Annotated in this window: 21 protein-coding genes; 13 read left to right on the forward strand and 8 right to left on the reverse strand. The window is 33.0% G+C overall.

What is annotated here, in order from left to right:
• Window positions 1-107 precede the first annotated feature (107 nt).
• The 4 genes from QLQ94_RS16930 to QLQ94_RS16945 all read right to left on the reverse strand — a co-directional run bounded on the left by QLQ94_RS16930 (window position 108) and on the right by QLQ94_RS16945 (window position 5,199).
• On the reverse strand, window positions 108-1,367 hold the full coding sequence (locus tag QLQ94_RS16930; RefSeq protein ID WP_271334873.1) for an NAD(P)/FAD-dependent oxidoreductase: 1,260 nt from the start codon (window positions 1,365-1,367) through the stop codon (window positions 108-110).
• 84 nt (window positions 1,368-1,451) lie between these two features.
• The gene (locus tag QLQ94_RS16935; RefSeq protein ID WP_271334872.1) at window positions 1,452-2,786 is read right to left on the reverse strand and encodes a DEAD/DEAH box helicase; all 1,335 of its coding nucleotides are present in this window, start codon (window positions 2,784-2,786) and stop codon (window positions 1,452-1,454) included.
• A 229-nt stretch (window positions 2,787-3,015) separates the two neighbouring features.
• Window positions 3,016-4,557: a DEAD/DEAH box helicase gene (locus QLQ94_RS16940; RefSeq protein WP_271334871.1), complete on the reverse strand. Its 1,542-nt coding sequence runs from the start codon at window positions 4,555-4,557 to the stop codon at window positions 3,016-3,018.
• A 108-nt stretch (window positions 4,558-4,665) separates the two neighbouring features.
• A complete protein-coding gene (locus QLQ94_RS16945; RefSeq protein WP_482497899.1) occupies window positions 4,666-5,199 on the reverse strand; it encodes a DUF6155 family protein in 534 nt (177 codons plus the stop codon).
• A gap of 104 nt (window positions 5,200-5,303) precedes the next feature.
• Here QLQ94_RS16945 and QLQ94_RS16950 point away from each other — a divergent pair, with 104 nt between their 5' ends.
• Together QLQ94_RS16950 and QLQ94_RS16955 are read left to right on the forward strand one after the other, a co-directional pair.
• On the forward strand, window positions 5,304-5,591 hold the full coding sequence (locus QLQ94_RS16950) for a DUF3817 domain-containing protein (RefSeq protein WP_271334869.1): 288 nt from the start codon (window positions 5,304-5,306) through the stop codon (window positions 5,589-5,591).
• Window positions 5,584-6,840 (forward strand): mechanosensitive ion channel family protein, encoded by a 1,257-nt coding sequence (locus tag QLQ94_RS16955; protein ID WP_482497901.1) that lies wholly within the window; start codon window positions 5,584-5,586, stop codon window positions 6,838-6,840. The genes QLQ94_RS16950 and QLQ94_RS16955 overlap by 8 nt, the downstream gene beginning before the upstream one ends.
• 53 nt (window positions 6,841-6,893) lie before the next feature.
• Here the strand turns inward: QLQ94_RS16955 and QLQ94_RS16960 are convergent, their stop codons facing one another.
• Complete coding sequence (locus tag QLQ94_RS16960) at window positions 6,894-7,325, reverse strand: hypothetical protein (RefSeq protein ID WP_482497903.1); 432 nt, start codon at window positions 7,323-7,325, stop codon at window positions 6,894-6,896.
• Between the two features lie 88 nt (window positions 7,326-7,413).
• A complete protein-coding gene (locus tag QLQ94_RS16965; RefSeq protein WP_041516175.1) occupies window positions 7,414-7,797 on the reverse strand; it encodes an acyl-CoA thioesterase in 384 nt (127 codons plus the stop codon).
• A 60-nt stretch (window positions 7,798-7,857) separates the two neighbouring features.
• On the opposite strand from QLQ94_RS16965, the gene QLQ94_RS16970 reads away from it, so the two are divergent.
• The 4 genes from QLQ94_RS16970 (at window position 7,858) to QLQ94_RS16985 (ending at window position 11,277) form a co-directional block, all read left to right on the forward strand.
• On the forward strand, window positions 7,858-8,259 hold the full coding sequence (locus QLQ94_RS16970; protein WP_427401316.1) for a glyoxalase: 402 nt from the start codon (window positions 7,858-7,860) through the stop codon (window positions 8,257-8,259).
• 183 nt (window positions 8,260-8,442) lie between these two features.
• On the forward strand, window positions 8,443-9,636 hold the full coding sequence (locus QLQ94_RS16975; protein ID WP_482497905.1) for a hypothetical protein: 1,194 nt from the start codon (window positions 8,443-8,445) through the stop codon (window positions 9,634-9,636).
• Window positions 9,637-9,650: 14 nt separating this feature from the next.
• Window positions 9,651-10,226 carry a Crp/Fnr family transcriptional regulator gene (locus tag QLQ94_RS16980; RefSeq protein ID WP_482497907.1) on the forward strand — a complete coding sequence of 192 codons (576 nt, stop codon included), beginning with the start codon at window positions 9,651-9,653 and terminating at the stop codon, window positions 10,224-10,226.
• A gap of 79 nt (window positions 10,227-10,305) precedes the next feature.
• Complete coding sequence (locus QLQ94_RS16985) at window positions 10,306-11,277, forward strand: quinone oxidoreductase family protein (protein WP_482497908.1); 972 nt, start codon at window positions 10,306-10,308, stop codon at window positions 11,275-11,277.
• A gap of 144 nt (window positions 11,278-11,421) precedes the next feature.
• On the opposite strand, the gene QLQ94_RS16990 is transcribed toward QLQ94_RS16985, so the two are convergent.
• The gene (locus tag QLQ94_RS16990) at window positions 11,422-13,164 is read right to left on the reverse strand and encodes a DUF885 domain-containing protein (RefSeq protein WP_482497910.1); all 1,743 of its coding nucleotides are present in this window, start codon (window positions 13,162-13,164) and stop codon (window positions 11,422-11,424) included.
• A gap of 68 nt (window positions 13,165-13,232) precedes the next feature.
• Window positions 13,233-15,209 carry an alpha-ketoacid dehydrogenase subunit alpha/beta gene (locus QLQ94_RS16995; RefSeq protein ID WP_482497912.1) on the reverse strand — a complete coding sequence of 659 codons (1,977 nt, stop codon included), beginning with the start codon at window positions 15,207-15,209 and terminating at the stop codon, window positions 13,233-13,235.
• 173 nt (window positions 15,210-15,382) lie between these two features.
• Between QLQ94_RS16995 and QLQ94_RS17000 the strand changes: the two genes are divergently transcribed.
• The 7 genes from QLQ94_RS17000 to QLQ94_RS17030 all read left to right on the forward strand — a co-directional run bounded on the left by QLQ94_RS17000 (window position 15,383) and on the right by QLQ94_RS17030 (window position 20,545).
• Entirely contained in the window at window positions 15,383-16,333 is a 951-nt protein-coding gene (locus tag QLQ94_RS17000) for an isopenicillin N synthase family dioxygenase (protein ID WP_271334859.1), read from the forward strand.
• 111 nt (window positions 16,334-16,444) lie between these two features.
• A complete protein-coding gene (locus tag QLQ94_RS17005) occupies window positions 16,445-16,777 on the forward strand; it encodes a translation initiation factor (RefSeq protein ID WP_482497914.1) in 333 nt (110 codons plus the stop codon).
• A 638-nt stretch (window positions 16,778-17,415) separates the two neighbouring features.
• The gene (locus tag QLQ94_RS17010) at window positions 17,416-18,285 is read left to right on the forward strand and encodes a nucleoside phosphorylase (RefSeq protein ID WP_271334857.1); all 870 of its coding nucleotides are present in this window, start codon (window positions 17,416-17,418) and stop codon (window positions 18,283-18,285) included.
• Between the two features lie 35 nt (window positions 18,286-18,320).
• Window positions 18,321-18,761: a DinB family protein gene (locus tag QLQ94_RS17015; RefSeq protein WP_482497916.1), complete on the forward strand. Its 441-nt coding sequence runs from the start codon at window positions 18,321-18,323 to the stop codon at window positions 18,759-18,761.
• A 3-nt stretch (window positions 18,762-18,764) separates the two neighbouring features.
• A complete protein-coding gene (locus tag QLQ94_RS17020) occupies window positions 18,765-19,157 on the forward strand; it encodes a VOC family protein (protein ID WP_482497918.1) in 393 nt (130 codons plus the stop codon).
• Between the two features lie 11 nt (window positions 19,158-19,168).
• Window positions 19,169-19,642, forward strand: coding sequence for a DUF4265 domain-containing protein (locus QLQ94_RS17025; RefSeq protein ID WP_482497920.1), 474 nt, complete (start codon window positions 19,169-19,171; stop codon window positions 19,640-19,642).
• Window positions 19,643-19,693: 51 nt separating this feature from the next.
• Window positions 19,694-20,545, forward strand: a complete 852-nt coding sequence (locus QLQ94_RS17030) for a substrate-binding domain-containing protein (RefSeq protein ID WP_271334853.1) — start codon at window positions 19,694-19,696, stop codon at window positions 20,543-20,545.
• Window positions 20,546-20,548: the final 3 nt, after the last annotated feature.

Here is a 20,548-nt window from a genome sequence, read left to right on the forward strand (position 1 = left end):
AAATAAAAAAGCCAGAATTTATTAAAATTCTGGCTTTTTTATATTTAATTAAATTCTCTATCTATTTGGAATTTGGAATTTCAAAATATTTAGAATTTATTTTCATTTTAAGATCTCTTATCTGGTCTGATAATCATTCTCAATGATTGATCTCTTGCAAAATAAGCAACCATCCAATTCCAGAACGTATTTAATCTGTTTCTATAAGTAATTAGTGATATCAAGTGGATAAACAGCCAGATAACCCAGGCAAAAAATCCTTTAAAATGCCATTTTGGACTTGGTAAATCAACAACGGCTTTATTTTTTCCAATGATTGCCATAGAACCTTTATCATTATAAGCAAAAGGTTTTAATGGTTTGTTTTGCGCTAATGCTTTAAAGTTTTTTGCTAAATTTAATCCTTGCTGAATTGCAACCTGAGCAACTTGTGGGTGTCCGTCCGGAAAATTTTTATCTCCTGCAGTTATAGCTGTATCACCAATTGCATAGATATTGATAAGACCATCTACTTTATTGTATTGATCTGTTGCCATACGTCGTCCGCGACCATAACTTTCTTTTGGAATCCCTTCGAATATTTTGGCAGAAACTCCCGCGGCCCAAATTAGATTTTTTGTTTTGATGGTTTCTCCATTTTCAAAATGAACTGTATCATCAATATAATCTGTAACACGGGTGTGAAGTTTAACTACAACTCCTAATTTTGTAAGTGCCTCTAAAGTATCTTTTTGAGAAGCTTTGCTCATTGGTGCGAGAAGTGCGTCTCCCCCATCGACCAAATACACATTACTGGCTGATGTTTCTAATTCAGGATATTCTTTAAGGAGAATGTTTTTTCGCATTTCGGCAAACATTCCTGAAACCTCTACTCCTGTTGGTCCTCCTCCGGCAACAACAATCGTTAATAATTTACGGCGTTTACGGATATCTTTGGTGATAGCTGCTTTTTCAAGATTTTTAAGCAGTGTATTACGCATTTCGATGGCATCATTTAAGGTTTTCATCGGAATGGCGTTTTTCATTACGTTTTCCATACCAAAATAACTTGTTTCAGCACCTGTAGCAAAAACGAGATGATCGTACGTTAATTCGCCGTTATTGAGGATTATTTTATTTTCGGCAGGAACCACAGAAAGTAATTCGCCTAGACGAAATTGCAGGTTTTTTTTGCCTGCAAAGAATTTTCTAAAAGGATAACTGATACTAGACGGCTCTAAAAAAGCCGTAGCAACCTGATATATAAGCGGAGGGAAAAAATTATAATTATTTTTGTCTACAAGTGTTACTTGTATTTGAGGATGGTTTACAAGCTCTTTTGCAAGATTTATTCCTGCAAAACCACCTCCTATAATGACTATCTTCATATATGTTGTCTTTTAAGTAGGATTCATTAAAAAAATACCACCTAAATGTACAACATAAATTTACAATTTCAAATGCCTGAAATATTACTTTTTGAATTTTTTAACAGGTTTTTCGGTTACTTCAACTTTATTTTGAAGAACATAATTGGCCATTAGTTTTTCAATTAATTCATCTTTAGTAAGATGATGAAAAACAGTTTTTACCTTCGTTTTCAAATCATCAGAAATATCATGATTTGGTTTTGTTTTAAAGATTTGTTTCGCCCATAAAAGCGTATTATTCTCTTCTAAACTTACTACTGAAGGCTTCTGGAATTGTGTAAACTTAATTCCTAATTCTTTTTCGAATTCGGGAATTTCTACTACTTCTTCTTGTTGTAAAACGGTTAAAGAAAGTCCCTTTGCTCCTGCTCTTGCTGTTCTTCCGCTACGGTGAACGTAGTTTTCATAAGTATCCGGTAAATGATAATTGACTACATAAGAGATTTCTTTTACATCGATTCCTCTTGCAGCTAAGTCAGTTGCAACCAGAATATTGATATGTCCTTCACGAAATTGTTCCATGATTCTGTCACGAATTCCCTGAGATAAACTTCCATGAAGCGCTCCAGAAGAAAAACGATTTATGGCAAGGTTTTTTGCTAATTTATTTACTGCAGCTTTAGTTTTACAGAAGATGATTCCGCGTTCACCGTCTTTTGAATTTAAAAAATGCATTAAAACATCTAATTTTTCAATTGGGTCAACAACAATATATTCGTGATCTATTCCTTGGTTACCAACAGTTTCCATATTAGCGCTAACCTGAACTACATTTTTATCTAAGTAATTCTGGATTAGTTGTTTAATTGTTCCCGGTAAAGTAGCTGAGAATAATAAAGTTCTATGTTTTTTAGGAAGTTCAGCAACGATTTCGTCCAGGCTTTCTTTTAGGATAGAAACCATTTCATCGGCTTCATCAAGAACTAAAAACTTTGTTTGTTTTAAGTCAATAGCTTTGCGCTGAATCAAATCGATTAAACGTCCCGGAGTTGCTACAACAATATGTGTGGGTTGCGATAATCGTTCAATTTGTGGTTTTATTGGGATTCCGCCACAAGTTGCAGCTATAGAAATATTTGGAATATGTTTTCCAAAATCTTCTAAATTTCTGAATATTTGTTGTCCCAGTTCTCTCGTTGGTACTAAAATTATAGCCTGAACAATTGGCGATTCGGTATCAATCAATTGTAGTAATGGTAATCCAAAAGCGGCTGTTTTACCTGTTCCGGTTTTGGCTAGACCTACAACATCATGGCTTTCAGATAAAAGCAACGGAATTGTTTTTTGTTGAATTTCTGTTGGTTCAACAATGTTCAATTCGCTTAACGCTTTTAAAATTGGTGCTGAAATTCCTAATGCTGAGAATTGTTTAGACATCTTTATTTTTTGTTTATTTTGTTTTTATTTGTTTCAAGTTTCAGGTTGCTTTAAAAACTTAAAAATAAGTTTTTGGTAATTTGCCAAAGGAGAAATCGCAATAGAATGAATTACTCTAAAATGCGATTTCTCCTTTTAAGATTATGATTTTGTTTAGATTCCAATAAACTTGAAACTTGAAACCTGAAACTAAAAAACCTCAGAAAAATAAACTTGAAACAAGCTTTTTCTATTCATCCGGTTCGTTCATGATTTTTTCACGGTATTTTTTACCAATTAATAAAACCATTTTCAGTTTGTAATCGTCAACTAACCATTCACGGTAGTTTTTACTACATTGGCTCAAACATTTAGAATAGCGTTTGATACGGCAATCGATATCGTCATCTAGTTCTTTTCCTAATGATTTTGCTTCCTGCAGGGTTTCAGTATTGTCTACACACATTGCTGCGTGTTGCTCTAATGATTTGTCTAATACTACTTTAGAACGTAAGTTTTGTTTGATGATTAGTTTATGTTCTTCATCAACATCAAAAGTAACATCAGCAGTTTTTGGGAATTTCGCACGTAATTCCGGTGGCATACTGTATTTAAAATACAATTCGATTTCAGTATCATCACGTAAATTCTCCAAATAAAATTCAGGGGATTTAAAGATATGCTGCCAGTTAACAGGCTCACTCCATAAACCAAAACGTGCCGCATTATTACCTAAATCGATCACTGTAAACTCATCTTTACCAGGTAATTTACGAGATCCACGACCAATCATCTGATAGTATAAAGTTAGCGATTTTGTCGCTCTGTTTAAAATGATAGTTTCAACTGTTGGTTCATCAAAACCTGTAGTTAAGATTCCAACAGAAGTTAAAATAGCATCCGGTGTCTTTTTGAACCACGCCAGGATATCTTTACGTTCCTCAGAACTGCTTGTATTATCAAGGTGTCTGATGTCGTAACCGGCTTCTCTAAACGTTTCGTACACATATAATGAAGTATGAATACCGTTGTTGAAAATCAGGGTTTTTTTGCCTAAAGAGCGTTCTGTATATGCATGCAAAAGTTTTTCCTGCATGATGGTATTCGTATACAAATCATCTGACGATTTTACGGTGTAATCTCCGTTAATACCTACTTTTAGTGATGTTAATCCCACATCATAACTATAGGTTGTTGCTTTTGCCAGGAAACCTTTGTCGATCAATGAGCTAATAGTGTCTCCCACAATAAGCTCATCGTAACTCTGGTGCATTGGTAATTTTATATTCGAACTCAAAGGTGTTGCTGTTACTCCAAGAATAAAAGCATTTTTGAATGAGTTTAATAATTTTCTGAATGAATTGTAATGCGCCTCATCAATAATAACCAAACCAATGTTATCAAGATGTAATTTTTCATCATTGATACGGTTTTTTAAAGTCTCAACCATGGCAACAAAACACGAAAATTCGTTTTGGTCAGGCAATTCCTTTACTTTACTATTGATTATCTTATTAGAAACACCAAACCCTTTTAACATTTTTGAGGTTTGTTTGCAAAGTTCAATACGGTGCGTTAAAACCACTACCTTTTTATCATTATTTGCTAAATAACGACGCACGATTTCAGAAAAAATAACTGTTTTTCCACCACCTGTAGGCAATTGATATAATAAATGATGTTTCGAAGGAGCATTGTCTAAACGTTCAAAAATGGCATCGATATCGCCTTTTTGGTATGCATAAAGTTCTTTTTTCTCTTCTCTTTCTATTTCTAAAGTGTTTTGAGACATTGTTTATTTTTGGATTTTTGCAAAAATACACCGAAAAAACAGTTATTCATCTTATTTTAACGTAAAATAAATGATTTTTTTAAATAAGATTTTTTATGAGAAAAGTCTTTATAAGTCTATTTTCTCTAAAATGGCCTCAAAATCATACTTGTTTTTCCATTTTTGTTGAAGAGTTTCTTGTTGTATCGAAAAAATCCTGTCTTTGAAATCAGTTAAAATTCCATTAGAAATTACAAAATTTACTGCCTGCTCAAATGAATTGAACATGCTTTTGTAGAATAATTCCTGCTTAATAAAATTGTTTGATGAATAAGTCTGTGCTATTTCAATATTGTAAAGCATTATATCTGCAATTACAAAAGGATCTACTCCCAATACTATAAAATGTTTGATATATTTCTGAGCCACAGAGCGTCGCATTTTTGCTTTTGGACGCCATTTTGCATTGGGCTTTTTTATTGGGAAATATTCATGTGATATTTTAACTTTACATTCCTGGAGAAGTTTGTCCTCTTTTGGGTTAAATGCAAAATCATAATAGACTTTTACCGGACTAAATTTTTCGTACAACTCGATAATTTGCTCTTCGAGTTGCTCTTTGCTCAATTCGGTCAGATATTTTTTTAGATCGCGTTTACTCATTATCAAAGTTTAAGATTACAAAAGTAAATTACTTTCTTGATTCATACCGCATAAACCAACCATATTACTTAATTTTGCCTGATTAAATTTAAAAAAACATACAGATGCTCAAGATTTTCAAAGTTACCGCAATTTTAGAAGGAATTTCTTATTTAGTATTATTCGCTAATATGCTCGTTATCAAAAACAATAATCCGGAACTTTATCATACTTTATTACGTCCTTTAGGAATGGCGCACGGTGTTTTATTTATTGGTTATGTTTTGTTGGCATTTTTGCTTAGAAAACCGCAAAATTGGGATCTAAAAACTTTCGGAATCATACAAATTGCTTCTCTTGTTCCTTTTGGAACTTTTTATATCGAGAAAAAATATTTAGAAAGTAATGCATAAGCTTTTGGATAAGATATTTAATTTTTTATACCCTCTTTTTAGAGATTGGGGAATGAGCCGCAATTTTGCGTCTTACATCAGCCTCATTCTTAATATTGTCATTCTGGTGGCATTGGCTTTTGCTATTTATTATATCGCAAAATTTGTTTTGGTTACTTTGACTGCTGTATTTGCGCAAAAAACCAAAACAAAGTTTGACGATTATTTAATTCACAATAAAACTACAAAATACACAGCGTATTTAATTCCGTTTTTCTTTATCTATAAGGCTGTTCCAATTATTTTGGACAAGTATGAGTACTGGGAGTCTGTTTTTGGAAAAATAGTTGGTGTATATATCGTTTTGATTTCATTATGGATCATAAGAACGATTTTTAATGCTTTACGGGATTATTTAAAACAAAAGCCGGAATATAGCGACAAACCAATTGATAGCTTTATTCAGGTTATTATGATTGTTCTTTGGATTTTTGGTGTCGCACTTATTATTTCGACTTTATTCGGAATCAAACAAGGTGAATTACTGACTATTTTAGGAACGCTTTCGGCAATTATTATCTTGATTTTCAGGGATACCATTTTAGGTTTTGTTTCTAGTGTTCAGGTTGCGATTAACGATATGGTTCGTATTGGTGACTGGATTACAATGGATAAATTTGGTGCTGATGGTGATGTGATCGAAATTAATCTGACGACTGTAAAGGTTCGAAATTTTGACAACACAATTACCACAATTCCAACCTATGCTTTAAGTTCTGACTCGTTCCAGAACTGGCGCGGAATGCAAAAATCTGACGGAAGACGTATTAAAAGACATATTCTGATAAAAAGCAGCAGTATTCGTTTTTTGAATAATGATGATCTTAATCACATGAAACGTGTTCAGCTTATTAGTTCTTATATTGAAACGCGACAGGCTGAAATTGAAAAATATAATGATTTGCGTGAGGTCGATAAATCGCTATCGCTTAATGGTCGAAATATGACAAATCTTGGTTTGTTTAGAAAATATATTATTCAATATTTGATAACGCATCCAGGACTGAACAAAGATATGCATATGATGTGTCGTCAGCTGCAATCAACAGCACACGGAGTTCCGTTAGAGATTTATGCTTTTTCGAGTGACAAACGCTGGGCTAATTACGAATATATCCAAGCCGATATTTTTGATCATGTTATGGCTTCTGTCATTTATTTTGATCTGGAAATATTCGAATTGCCATCAACAATAGGGCCGCTTAGTTAGTTTTAAGTTTTGAGTCGCAGACAGTCTAACTAAAAACTGCGACTCAAAACTATTTACTTTTTCACCTCTTCAAAAATAAATTTTGAATTATGGTATTCTATGGGAGTTCCGGGCATAAAACACGGAAGATTGAAATAAGTTGTAATGATGCCGTTTCCTAAGATTAGTTTTTTATCTTTCTTTAATAACGCTAATGGAATCCTTTTCCAGCTTCCGCCATTTGAAATATAATGAAAATCCCCTCTTAACGTGTCTCCTTTGATATCTCCCCTAACATCGCCGGAATCTTTTCCTTGCTGATAATAAGATCTTTCATAACTCCCGTAAAAGCGTTTGTCATTTATATTTATTTTTAAAATGGCCGTGTCTTTTCCGTTTACGGCGTGATATACAATATGCTTGTATTGACTCTTTTCGTCTTTAGAATTACATGAAAAAACAAGCATAAAAACGAGAAAAAGGGGAAATAAAAGTTTTATATTCATTAGTGTTTCTTTTTAAAACCATGTAAGTGATATAAGAAAATTAAAGGTTAATTTTTAATGAACTTAATATCACTTATAGGATAGAAATTTATAATCGGTCTTTTACGAATTCTATTTGTGTCTTTCCGTGGGCTTTTGGTTTTCCGTTTTCATCTAAATTAACCATTGTGGTCTGGTCAATTGTAATGATAATTTCACGTGTCATCATGTTTCTAACGGCACAAGTCAAAACCAAAGAAGTATTGCCAAATTTCACGACGTCAATTCCAATTTCAACAATGTCCCCTTGTCTGGCTGAGCTCTTAAAATTGATTTCTGACATGTATTTTGTCACGACTCTTGTGTTCTCTAGTTGTATTATGGTATATAACGCGAGTTCTTCGTCAATCCAGGCTAATAATTTCCCGCCAAATAAAGTTCCGTTTGGATTTAAATCTTCGGGTTTGACCCATTTTCTGGTATGAAATCTCATAATTTTAATTTAGGTAAAAGAATTTTGTATTGGAATTTTTTCTAAATTTAAAGAAAAAACATGGAAGATAGAGACGCTTTTTTAAGAGAATTCAGAGGAGAGACTTTAGGAACTGTAAGTGCTCAATCTTCGCCAGATGAATTGTTTCAAAATCAAACGATTAGACCAATTTTAAAACTTCAGAATGATTTGTTTATTGCGGTTTTTATCAATTACGTAAATAAAAACAAAGCTGATTTCTATTCGTATACTGTCGAAAAGAAATTGCAAACGATCGAAAATTCTATTCAGAAAGATATCAAATTCAGAAATTCCCTAAAAGGAATTATCATGGCGCTTTTTACCATTGAAGAATACGATATTTATATTCAGAACTCATCAAGTTTAAACAAAAGGATGATGAATTTATTGGTTGATCGCTTAAAAAGTCAGGTACAATTGTTTGAATTAGAAACTAATTAAATAAGGATTAGAAAGTTTATTTTTAATTGTTTGTGAAATTAGATAATCTGCTTTTAAATAAAAAGAGTTGTTTTAGAAGAAAGTTTTTTGGGAAGTTGGAATCAAATTTAAATTAAGATTTTTTATTTAATTAATGCTTGTAACAAAAAAGAACAACCTGAGTCTTACTCTAAAAACTTACCAATGAACCTGAAAAATATTTTACTTGCTCTTTTTGTTACAACATTTATACCCTCTGGATTTTCCCAAACTGTAAACAAAGTTCCTGATAGCCTCCTTACTAAAAATGTATTTCTCTATAAAAATGGAAATTTTGAAGGTAAAGGCTGGGATTTAATTAAAAAAGAAGTAACTAATTCACATATTGTATTTGTAGGCGAACAGCATGGTGTCGCAGAAGTTCCTGTTTTCTCTGGAAAAATTGCAGATATATTACAACCTAAAGCTTTAGTTGTTGAAATAGATCCTTATACTGCAGCCCAATTAGAAAAAACAGCTAAAAATCCGGCAGGCTACTCTGATTATTTTAAACGTAAACCTTATGATTTTGCTTTCTACAGTTGGCAGGAAGAAATGAATCTAATTCACAAAATGACACTTTCGAAGATCGCTATTTGGGGTGTTAATGAAATTAATTTTTTATCCATACCTACTTTTTTTGAAACACTTGCGGCGACTGCGAAACAAGCTTCTAATAAAAAAATTGCATTAAAAAAGGCCGATGAATTTGCTAAAAATGATTTCCCACTTTTTGGTGATTCCAATAAATACAGTGATTTTATGGCTTATCGTATGAAAGTATCCGAAGTAGATTCATTGCTGTATGATTTTAGAAATGAAAGTCAGGTCAGTCAAAAAATGTTAAGAGATCTTAAGACAAGTATTCCAATTTTCGCGAATGAAAGTTACGAAGCACGAGTAAGTCTTATGAAGAAAAATTTACTTAATTATTTGTATCCTTATATTACGGCAGATGAAATTAAAATTCCAAAACTGCTTTTTAAACTCGGAGGAAATCACGCTTCCCGAGGAAGTTTTGAAATCAGTAATCTTGCTGATAATTTAGCTGATGCTGCCGGTAAAAAATCATTGCATATTATTGTTATAGGTAAACAAGGCACTATTAACGGAATGTCTCCAGTGGATAACAGTAAGGCAATAGTGGCTTATAATGGTCTCGAAGAATTCAAAGAGTTTTTGCCTTTTTTCGAAAAAGTTGGTGAGAATGAATGGGTTGTTTATGATTTAAGACCTATAAGACGCCTTGTAAAGCAGGATAAACTAAAAATTGACGATCCTAAATTAAAAACATATGTATTGGGGTATGATTTGCTGGTACTTATTGATAAAGCCACAGGAGATAAATTTGTACAATAATCAAATAACTATATATGTTTGATCAATTCCGAAATAAATTTCCTATCGATGATGAACGCTGGAACTCCTACATTAAATGTTTTACTCGTATTGAAATTCCGACTAAGACTGTACTTTTAGAAGAAGGAGAAATTTCGAAAAAACTTTTTATAATCGAAAAGGGCTGTATCCGGGTTTGGTTCAATAATAATGGAAAAGACCTAACAACTCAATTCTTTTTTGAAAATCAAAGTGTTGCTTCTATCGAAAGTTTTATGAAAAAGTTTCCGAGTCCGGTTGTGATTGAAACGATAGAACCTTCGATTATTTGGTGGATTCATAAAGATGATCTCGATAAAATATTAGAAGAAATTAAAGAAATTACGGAATTAAGAGACCGTTTAATTAATATGCTTTTTGAGCGTACATTTGATTACATGAAACATTTTGTTTCGTTTATAAAGGACTCTCCTATTCAGCGTTATCTTAATTTAATTAAAGAAAGACCTCAGGTTATTCAGCGTGTTCCGCAACATTACATTGCATCTTATCTTGGTATAAGCACCGTTCATTTAAGCAGGATAAAAAGTAAATTAGTTCACAATAAATAGTTCTGATTGTATTTGATAACAAATGTTATCGTTGGCCGGTAAACAGCAGTCTAAATTTGCATTATAAAATTTAATAATTATGAAAGCAGCAGTAGTTTATAAAAAAGGCGAGTTACCAAAATATACAGAATTTGCAGCACCAACTGTGCAAAACGAAAACCAGGTTTTACTTTCGGTTAAGGCCGTTGCCATTACTAATCTTGATAAAGGAAAAGCCAGTGGAAAACATTATTCTTCTGAAAACGATAATCAAAATGGTTTTGTCATTGGCAGTGATGCCGTTGGTTTACTAGAAAATGGCACTAGAGTTTATGCTCGTGGAATTACGGGTACAATTGCCGAAAAAGCGATTATCGATAAAAACATACTTGTCCCATTACCTGTAGGAATTAGTGATGCAATCGCTGCTTCTTTGCCTAATGCAGTGGCAGGCTCAGCCATGGCGCTTAAATTTAAGGCCGGTATAAAATCAGGCGAGACTGTTTTAATAAATGGCGCGACAGGTTTTACCGGGCAAATGGCAATTCAGCTTGCAAAACATTACGGAGCAAAAAAGGTAATTGTTACCGGAAGAAACGAAAAAACACTTAAAAGTCTTTTTGCTTTAGGCGCTGATGAAGTTATTTCTCTAAAACAAGAGGATGAAACAATTATCGAACAGCTTAAAAAAATTCACCTAAATACTCCTATTGATATTGTTTTGGATTATTTATGGGGACATCCCGCAGAATTAATTCTTACGGCTTTAAAAGGAAACGGATCGTTTACGACCAAAGTAAGATATGTTACTATTGGAGGAATGGCGGGTGATACTATTCAGTTATCATCAGGAATTTTAAGAAGTGTGGATTTGCAATTATCAGGTTCCGGATTAGGAAGCTGGGCAAAAGAAGATGTAAAATTATTATTCTCAGAAATACTTCCTGAAATGTTTCTTTTAGCTGCTCAAAATAAGCTGAAAGTGAATATTGAAACTGTTCCTTTGATTGCTGTTGAAGAAGCCTGGACCCGAGAGGTTTCTGATGGTAAACGACTGGTGGTCATTGTTTAGAATATTAAGCTCTGATAAAACGGATTGCTAAAAGCAAAACGCGGATAAAAAACGATTTTTTCTGATTTTAAAAGCTAAAAATTAAAAAAGGTTTGATAAGAAATAATTCTCATCAAACCTTTTTTTATAAAATGTTGTTAGAGTTTACTCTTGAGACAACATCAATTCTTTAATGTATTTTACCGGAGCACTTCCAAAGCTTAAAAATTTCTCATGGAATTTTTTTAAATTGAATTTATCTCCTTCTTGTTTTTTAAGTTCTTCTCTTAAGTTGTAAATTTCTGTATATCCTGTAAAATAAGAACACAATTGAACTTGAGATAAAGTTACACGTTTCCATTTTCCATCAGCTTCTGCTTGTTGCTGAAAAGCCTCTTTCGTCAACAAATCCAAAGCTGCTTCTTTAGACATGTTTTTAGTGTGAACGCTAATGTCTAAGATTGTATTGCAAGTTGCTCTTAAATTCCATTTATAATACATTAACCACATTTCATCAGAATTTTTATAACCGCTTTCCAGCATCATTTTTTCTGCATAAACAGCCCATCCTTCAACCATTGCACCATTTCCTAAAATAGATTTGATGATACTTGGCGACTGATTACTGTAAACCAATTGTGTGTAATGTCCCGGAACGGCTTCGTGAATATTTAAAATCTGCAGAATATAATCATTGTATTCTCTTAAATAACTTTCTGCGTTTTCAGCTGTCCAGCCAGTCATGCTGCCTACATTATAATACGTATTTGCATTTTTGTCATAAGGTCCGGGCGCAGAAATAGATGCTCCTGCAACTCCGGCCATATATGCCGGTTCTTTACGAACCACTAAAGGTTTTGAAGGATCAATGTATAATAAATCTTTTGCTTTTACATAAGCTGTTAATTCCGGAATTTGTTTCTCGATTTCAGACTGAAACTTTTCAGGAGTTGTGTGCTGTAACGAGATTTTATCAATAACTTGTTTGATTAATTCGAGTTTGTTTGTTGGTTTAGCTTCATTTCCTTTGTATTTTGTCCAAAGTTTATCAGCCAGAACAAACATTTTATCGTGCAAATCTTTTTTGTGATCATTTGCAACTTTAAAAATCTCATCAGCCGTGTAGCTTGACTGAATATCAAAATTAAATTTCTTCGCATATAATGCAGCTCCTAATCTAAAAGAACGCGGGGTTTTGTTTGGAGTTGTCTTTAACCAATCAGCATAATCTGTAATTGCTTTTTTAGCCACTTTTGCTTTATCCAGGATCTCCTTTTTCTCAGCAGCACTTAATTTACTTTGTTGTAAAGCAGCAGCTAAATCAGCATCAAAAACCGATGAGCCACCAAGATTTTGCGCTATTGCAAGATCTGTATGTTCGATAGTTGGATTTTTAATGTTCTTTTTTGCCGCTTCATAATAAGCAGGAACATTGTTCAATTTAGCATTAAAGGCACGCAAACGAACATCAAGAGAATCGTACTTTCCGTTTAGAATCTCTGCAAAAGCTCCGCAAACATTATATTCAGAAGGATTCCACTCTGATGATCTTAATTCTTTTACGCTAAAAATAGTACCTTCAAGTTGATTTTTAATCATTTGAAAATCAGTCTTATTATTGTCAGACAAATTTTCAGGATTAAATTGTTTTAAAGAATCCAATTGAGCATTGGCAAAATCAAGTTGTCTCTTTTCATCATTAGCATCCGGAACAACTAAAATGCTGTCTAGTTTGTGATAGCCAACACCTGACGCCCAACCTGGATTAATTTTCCATAAATCAGTAACAAAGCCATCTTTGTACTTATCGAATTTTGCGTCTAAAGCTTTATCTTCGTTAGACTTAGTACTTTTATTGCAAGAAAAAAGTAAGGTAATTGCAAAAAATGAAACAAATAGTTTTTTCATAAGTTAATTTTTTAATGGTTTAAAGATAAAAAAAATGTTCTTTATGCAAAACTATTTGCAATTTGTAATCAATATTTCAATAATTCGAATAAAACTTCTTCAAAACGATTTTTTGGTAAAAACTGATCTTCTAGTGCTTTTGTAAACGGAATTGGGGAATCTAAACTTGCGACTCTTTTAACCGGAGCGTCAAGGTATTCAAAACATTCCTCCATAATTAAGGCCGAAATATCGCTCGCGATGCCGCCAAACAAAGTATCTTCCTGATAGATAATTACTTTTCCTGTTTTTTTAACCGAATTAAAAATTGTTTCAGTATCCAAAGGTTGTAAAGTTCTTAAATCTATTAAATCAGCACTAATTTCAGGATTCTTTGCCAAGGTTTCTAACGCCCAATGTACGGGAGCTCCAAAAGCTATGATAGTAACTTGATTTCCTTCTTTCAATACAGCTGCTTTTCCTAAAGGAATCGTATAATAATCAACGGGAACATCCTGATAAACGCTTCTGTACAATTGTTTGTGTTCAAAAAACAACACCGGATTCGGATCATTTATAGAAGTATTCAATAAACCTTTTGCATCATATGGAAAAGCCGGATAAACAACTTTTAATCCCGGAGTTTTGGTAAACCACGCTTCATTAGTCTGAGAATGAAATGGTCCCGCCTGAGTTCCTCCGCCACAAGGCATTCGAACCACAACATCGGCATTTTCGCCCCATCGATAATGCGACTTTGCTAATAAATTTATGATTGGGTTAAATCCTGTCGAAACAAAATCAGCAAACTGCATTTCTACAATTGCTTTATAACCGTTGATAGACAATCCCATTGCGGTCGAAACCACTGCGCTCTCACAGATTGGCGTATTTCGTACGCGGTTTTTTCCAAAGAGATCTACAAAACCATCTGTTATTTTAAAAGCGCCGCCATATTCTGCAATATCCTGGCCCATAATTACAAGGTTTCCATGACGTTTCATAGATTGCTCTAAACTGTATCTTATGGCGTCAATAAAGCGTATATTCTTTATTTCTTCAGTAGGATTAACTTCTTCAAATTGATAAGGTTTGTAAACATCATCTAATTCTCCGCTATAGGTAGGTACAATTTCCGGTTCTGCATTTGCTATAGCCAAATTTTCGTCAATTTCCTGCTTGATTTCAGCATGCAATTGTTGATCATATTCTGAAGTTAGAACTCCAATTTCAGTTAGGTAATTTCTATAATTGGTTACCGGATCTTTCGCTGCCCATTCGTCCATTAATTCCTGCGGAACATATTTTGTGCCACTCGCCTCTTCATGACCGCGCATTCTAAAGGTTTTAAATTCTAATAAAACCGGATGCGGATTTTCCTGCATATGTTCTTTCAGCTGAGACAATTTATTGTAAACCTCCAGAATATTATTTCCGTCAATAATATAACTGTCAATTCCGTAGCCAACACCTTTATCAGCGAGGTTTTCACAGGCGTATTGTTCGTTTACAGGAGTCGAAAGTCCGTAGCCATTGTTTTCGATAATAAACATTACTGGTAATTTCCAGACAGCAGCTATATTCAGTGCTTCATGAAAATCTCCTTCGCTTGTTGCGCCTTCTCCCGTAAAAACAGCTGTGACTTTCTTATTTTTTTGAAGTTTATCTGCCAAGGCTATTCCGTCTGCGATTCCTAATTGTGGACCCAAATGCGAAATCATTCCGATAATCTTATATTCTTGTGTTCCAAAGTGAAAACTGCGATCCCTGCCTTTTGTAAAGCCGTTTGCTTTTCCCTGCCATTGCGAAAACAATCTATGCAACGGAATATTTCTTGTAGTAAATACTCCTAGGTTTCTGTGCATTGGCAATATGTATTCAGATTCGTCTAAAACAGCGGTAACACCTACTGCGATTGCCTCCTGCCCTATTCCGGAAAACCATTTTGAAACTTTTCCCTGCCGAATTAAGATCAGCATCTTTTCTTCGATCAGGCGTGGTTTAAGTATTTTTTTATATAAATCTAATAATTGAGCATCAGTAAGGTTTTGTCTGTAAAAGATCATTTGGTTCGTTGTTTTAGTGTTTCAAATATAGAAAATTATAACAATTTTATTAATTTTTGTTATAATAATTTAATTTTAATATAACTTTTAAAATTCAAATCTAAAATATTCTCTACCTTTGTTATTGAAAGGCCTTTATACCACCTTTCATTCTTTAAATAAAAATGTAAAGTATGCAAAACATTCCTAGTGTAGACTTACGTGATTTCCTTTCGGACGACCCGAAACGTAAACAAAAATTTGTAAATGAAATCGGCAGTGCATTTGAAAACATTGGCTTCGTAGCCCTAAAAGGTCACTTTTTAGATGATCAGTTAGTAAACGAGCTTTATAGCGAAATTAGAAAATTTTTCGCTTTGCCAGTAGAAACTAAGCATAATTATGAGATTCCCGGAATTGGCGGGCAAAGAGGTTATGTATCTTTTGGAAAAGAACATGCGAAAGGACGTAAAGAAGGGGATTTGAAAGAATTTTGGCATTTTGGCCAGTATGTTGATGCTGCTTCTAAGTATGCTTCAGAATATCCTGAAAATGTAGCAGTAGCAGAATTGCCCCGTTTTAATGTTGTGGGTAAAGAAGCGTACCAAATGCTTGAAAAAACAGGTGTTTATGTATTAAGAGCTTTGGCTTTGCATTTAGGTTTAGATGAGTTTTATTTTGACAAATATGCTCATGACGGAAACTCTATTTTAAGACCAATTCATTATCCGCCAATTACTTCTGAGCCAGAAAATGCGATTCGTGCAGCTGCTCACGGAGATATTAACCTGATTACGCTTTTAATGGGCGCTCAGGGAAAAGGATTACAGGTTCAAAATCATGATGGCGAATGGATTGATGCTATCGCAGAAGACGATCAATTGGTAATTAATGTTGGGGATATGCTGTCAAGACATACCAACAATAAATTAAAATCGACGATTCATCAGGTAGTAAATCCACCAAGAGAATTATGGGGAACTTCACGTTATTCCATTCCGTTTTTTATGCACCCTGTCAGCGATATGCGTCTGGATTGTTTAGAAAACTGTATTGATGCTGAGAATCCTAAGAAATTCGAAGATATTACTGCGGGAGATTATTTATACGAACGTTTAGTAGATTTAGGTTTAATAAAAAAGTAAACTTTTAAATCTACAATTTTTAAATTCCAAATTCCAAACTATCAAATTGGGATTTGGAATTTAATTTTTTACAAACCAGAACTATTGAGATTTATTTTAGCCTAAAAATTTATGGACTTACAAGATCAATTAAAAAACTTATTCCCTGATCACATCGAATCAAATGAACCTGAAGCAGTTCAGGAAGAAGATCATGTTCTTTTTATTCAAAAAGAGCCTATGATTTGTAAATTCGAAAAACGAAAAGGAAAAGCCACAACTATTATCGAAGGTTATGAAGGATCTGACGAAGATTTTAAAATCCTGGCGAAAGAAATTAAAACGAAATTAAGCGTTGGCGGAACCTTTAAAGATGCTTCGATTATTATTCAGGGTGATTATCGGGATAAAATCATGGAAATCCTTAAAGCAAAAGGATTTAAAACGAAGCGTGTTGGTGGTTAGATTACTAAATTCCAAATTTTTTAAATTCCAAATTCCAAACTGTATAAAAATTTAACCGCAAAGAACGCAAAGAATTGTAATAATAGGTTTTTATAAAAATAAAAGATCGCAAAGCTTTGGCTTTAGGTATTTTAGATTTTTGAATTTAGATTAAAAATTTAACCGCAAAGAACGCAAAGAATTGTAATAATAGTTTTTTTATAAAAATAAAAGATAGCAAAGCTTTGGCTTTAGGTGTTTTAGCTTTTAGAATTTAGATTAAAAATTTTAACCGCAAAGAACGCAAAGAATTATAATAATAGTTTTTTTTATAAAAATAAAAGATAGCAAAGCTTTGGCTTTAGTTGTTTTAGATTTTAGATTTAAAAAAAATAACAGCAAAGAACGCGAAGAATTATAATTGTAAGTTTTAATGAAAGTGCAGAGATCGCAAAGCTTTGGCGTAATAATTAGACAAGACACTTTTATATAAACAAGGAGACGCACTGCTGTGCGCCTCTACGAAAAAAAAAAACATAGAAGCATAAAAAAATCTGTGACAATCTGTTCAATCCGTCAAATCCGTGGGCAAAAAAAGTTAGCGCCCGACAGAAAACCTCAGAACCTTAGTCACTCAGTAACTTAGAACCTAAAAAAAAATGATACAAAATTCAGAATTAATACTTAATCCGGACGGAAGCGTTTATCACTTAAATCTTCTTCCTGAACATATAGCAAACGATATAATTTTTGTTGGAGATCAAAACAGAGTAGAAAAAATCACACAGTTTTTTGATTCGATTGAATATTCGACACAGAAAAGAGAATTTAAAACTCAGACGGGAATTTATAAAGGCAAAAGAATATCTGTAATGTCAACCGGAATTGGACCTGACAATATTGATATTGTTGTAAATGAATTAGATGCTTTGGTTAACATCGATTTAAAAACACGTCAGCCAAAAGAAAACCTGACTTCATTGAATATTATCAGAATTGGAACTTCTGGTTCTCTACAAGCTGATATTCCTGTGGATAGTTTTGTAATGTCTAAATTTGGATTAGGATTAGACAATATGCTCCGCTCCTACCTGATCGATGAAGTGTCGAACGCTGCGATTGAGGATGCTTTTATCAACCACACGAATTGGGATATTAGAAAAGGAAGGCCGTATGCAATTGCTTGTTCTGAGAAATTAGAAAAAATAATAGAATCAGATAAAATGTTTAAAGGAATTACTGCAACAGCCGGAGGATTTTACGGGCCACAAGGACGCGTTTTACGTTTGAATATTCAGGATGAAGAATTAAACAGTAAAATGGATAATTTTAATTTTAATGACGAAAGAATTACTAACTTAGAAATGGAAACTGCAGCAATTTATGGGCTTTCAGCGCTTTTAGGACATAATGCATTATCATTGAATGCTATTATTGCCAATCGTGCATCCGGAACTTTTAGCGAAGATCCTTATAAGGCTGTCGATGAATTGATTGCTTATACATTGAATAAGTTGGCTCAGAAGTAATCAGGGAATTAGTCAATTTGAAAATTAGATAATTCATGCAGGACGCTATTCTTAAATTTGAAAATTTATTATTAGAAAATGTCAACTATTTTCCAACAATAGATAACGATGTTTTAGAAACTAAAGAAAATGGAAAATGGTCTAAAAAAGAGATTATAGGACATTTGGCAGATTCAGCGATTCATAATCTGATACGTTTTACAGAAATTAATTATGTAGAAAAACCTTATCAGCACAGACCCTATAATCAAATAGATTTAGTAAATTTAAATCAATATCAAACAATGGATATTGATGATCTGACACAGTTGTGGTTTGTAGTAAACAAGCAAATTATCAGGATTATGAAAAGTGTTGATGAGAATGTTTTAAACTTTAAAATTGTTTTGAGTGATGAATCTGTAATTGATTTAAAGTTTCTTATGACGGATTATGTAGCCCATTTAGAACATCATATTAATCAGATTAAATCTTAGATTATGTTTTTAAGAGTAGCCAGACATACAGATGATTTAGATAAAATTATAGATTTCTACATCAATATTTTGGGTTTTGAGCTCTTGGGAAATTTTCAGAATCATAATAATTATGATGGTGTTTTTATTGGAAAATCAGGTTTAGAATGGCATTTTGAATTCACAAAATCTGATACAAAAGCAAACCATACTTTCGATCCGGATGATGTTATAGTGCTTTATCCTAAATCAATTTTAGATTATAATATGCTATTGGATAAGATTATACACAACAACATTTCAATCATAACTGCAAGTAATCCTTTTTGGAATGAAAACGGAAAAATGTTTCTGGATCCAGACGGTTATCGTATTGTTTTGTCGCCGTTGAAGGCAATAATAGATGAAATTAATTAGTAAATTTAGTAATGCAGGAAACACATAAAAAAATATTATTTAAATATTATAGTACATACTTAGAAGAGATTGTTTCAGAAACAATGTGGGCAGAAATTGTGGATCTGGATAAAGGATATTTCAAATTAGATAATATTCCGTTTTTTGGACCTTTGATTGCCACAGACGATATTTTTCGTGCAGAATATGATGAAAATGAAAAGTTCTTCATGCATAAAGAAACAATAGAGATCTCTGGGAATTCAATTCTTCAAATATTACTATTGGAAAAAGAATTTGACAAGGAAATAATTATAGAAAAATTAAAAACAATCAATTGTATCTCCGAAAGCCTCAATGATACTTTTTTTGCTGTTGAAGTAGTTAAAAATACCGACTATTCGATTGTAAAAAGTGTATTGGCTGAATACGAATCCAATTCAATAATAGAAATTGAAGAACCTTGTCTTTCTGATAAACACAGAACTGATTTATTAAAAAACTAAACAAACAAAAAACTTAGCATACGCATCCAAACTTAACTTAAACTTAAACTAATGAAAACTGTAAAAATTGTAGGTGTTCCGGAACACTTCAATTTGCCATGGCATTTATGCATCGAAAATGGCGAATTTGAAGCTGAAAACATTGATTTGCAATGGAAAAACATTCCTGAAGGTACTGGCAAAATGTGTCAGATGCTTCGTGATGGTGAAGCTGATATTGCTGTAATTTTAACTGAAGGTATTGTAAAAGATATTGTTGCCGGTAATCCAAGTAAAATTGTTCAGATTTATGTTCAGTCTCCTTTAATTTGGGGAATTCACGTTGCTGCAGGATCCAATTTTCATACTGTAGCAGATCTTAAGGATAAAAAAGTAGCGATTTCGAGAATAGGTTCAGGATCGCAATTAATGGCTTATGTAAATGCACATGAAAATGGCTGGAAAACGGATGATCTGCAATTTGAAATCATAAATACAATCGATGGAGCTGTAGAAGCCCTGACAAAAGGTACTGCTGATTATTTTATGTGGGAACGTTTTATGACTAAACCGCTTGTTGATCAGGGTATTTTTAGACGAGTTGGCGACTGCCCTACTCCATGGCCGTCATTTGTAATTACTGTTCGCGATGAATTCCTGAAAAAGAACCCGAAAATTGTTGAAAAAATATTAGAAATAATAAACAAAACAACACGCGATTTTACCCAGATTCCCAATATAGACAAAACATTATCAGAACTTTTCAATCAAAAAATTGAAGATATTCAGGAATGGCTGAAACTTACACAATGGTCTCAAAAGAATTTGAGCGAAAAAGCATTTATTAAAATTCAAAATCAGTTATTTGATCTCGGAATTATTGATAAAAAAAGTACTTTTGTTGAAACTGTAAAAGCGCTGTGATAA

This window comes from Flavobacterium sp. B114r, assembly GCF_056824125.1.